Raw genomic sequence first — 1,685 nt, 5'->3', positions numbered from 1 at the left:
GAGGGCACTGAAAAAGTCCAAATTTTAAATAAGGCATTAGAAAGTTCGAAATAATCGAACTTTCTAATGCCTTTTGTTTTATACTAAGAATATTAATGTATGTAGGTGGTGGCCCAATGATTTCAAATCAAGCATCTCTTATTCTTAGTCCATATTTAGAGATTTACAATATCGTTGTTCCTCAAGATAATATGCTTCGTCAAATAAATGAACTTGTCGACTTTTCATTCATTCTAGAAGAACTCAAAGATAAATATTGTCTTGATAATGGCCGAAATGCTGTGCCACCTATTCGTATGTTTAAGTATTTACTATTAAAATCGATTTTTGATTTATCCGATGTTGATGTAGTCGAGCGGTCAAAATATGATATGTCGTTTAAATACTTCCTAGATATGGCACCTGAAGACCCTGTAATTAGTCCTAGCTCTTTAACGAAATTTCGTAAACTCCGTCTTAAAGACGTGAGTTTATTAGACATGCTTATTGGGAAGACGGTTGAGATTGCACTAGAAAAAGAGATCATTCAAAGTAAAACTATCATCGTTGATGCTACACATACAAAATCACGTTATAACCAAAAATCTCCGAAGGAATTTTTACAAGAGAAATCAAAAAATGTTCGAAAAGCTGTGTATCAAATCGATGAGTCTATGAAATATAAATTTCCATCCAAACCTACTTCTAACGAAGTAAATGAAGAAGTTGACTATTGCAATGAAATCATTTCTATCATTGAAAAGGAACCACAAATCGCTAGAATTCCGGCTGTAAAGGAAAAGATCAATGTACTAAAAGAAATCGTTGAAGATTATACAGAACAACTAAGCTTTTCAAGTGACCCCGATGCTCGTATAGGGCATAAAACAGCTGATTCTTCTTTCTTTGGTTTTAAAACACATATGGCAATAAGCGATGAACGCATTATTACAGCTGCAGTAATCTCAACAGGTGAAAAAAGTGATGGGAAGTACTTACAAGAGTTAATCGAGAAAAGTAAAGCAACAGGTATGGAAGTAGAAACAGTCATTGGTGATACAGCGTACTCAGAAAAAGAAAATATTCAATATGCAAATCAAAATGAAATACAATTAGTTTCGAAGCTAAATCCTAATATTACTCATGGTACAAGAAAAAAAGAGGATGAATTTGAGTTCAATAAAGATGCTGGGATGTATGTGTGTAAAGCCGGTCACATGGCAATTCGAAAAGCACGGATAGGAAAGAAAAATCAAAGTAATAACCAACAACAAGTTTATTATTTTGATATTGAAAAATGTAAAATCTGTCCTTTCCGTGAAGGATGCTATAAAGAAGGAGCAAAAAGCAAAACGTATTCTGTTTCTATTAAATCTACGGAACATAAGGAACAGGAGGCATTCCAAAACAGTGAAGAGTTTAGAGAACTCGCACGTTTACGTTACAAAATTGAGGCAAAAAATAGTGAATTAAAACATGGACACGGGTATGATACAGCATCGTCTTCGGGTCTATTTGGTATGGGAATACAAGGCGCAACAACAATATTCGCCGTAAACCTGAAGCGAATCATTACTCTTTTAAAAGGAAAATAATAATAAAAATAAAGAAAATAGGCACTTTCTTAGTTCGAAAATGAACAAGAAGGTGCCCGTTTTTCTATGGAGTGATTTTTTAAAATAAAAAGTAAGTTTTTCAGTGCCCTC

At 33.6% G+C, this 1,685-nt stretch carries 1 protein-coding gene; it reads left to right on the top strand.

Going from position 1 to position 1,685, the window contains the following annotated elements; genetic code table 11:
- Nucleotides 1-116: 116 nt before the first annotated feature.
- A complete protein-coding gene (locus V7097_RS25815; protein WP_335706498.1) occupies nt 117-1,574 on the top strand; it encodes an IS1182 family transposase in 1,458 nt (485 codons plus the stop codon).
- The last annotated feature ends 111 nt before the right edge of the window (nt 1,575-1,685 follow it).

It is taken from the genome of Bacillus sp. JJ1562, from assembly GCF_036962705.1.
In the GTDB taxonomy this organism is placed as follows: domain Bacteria; phylum Bacillota; class Bacilli; order Bacillales; family Bacillaceae_L; genus Ferdinandcohnia.
The sequence above is the reverse complement of the archived record's forward strand: the minus strand, read 5'-3'. Positions and strand labels throughout refer to the sequence as shown.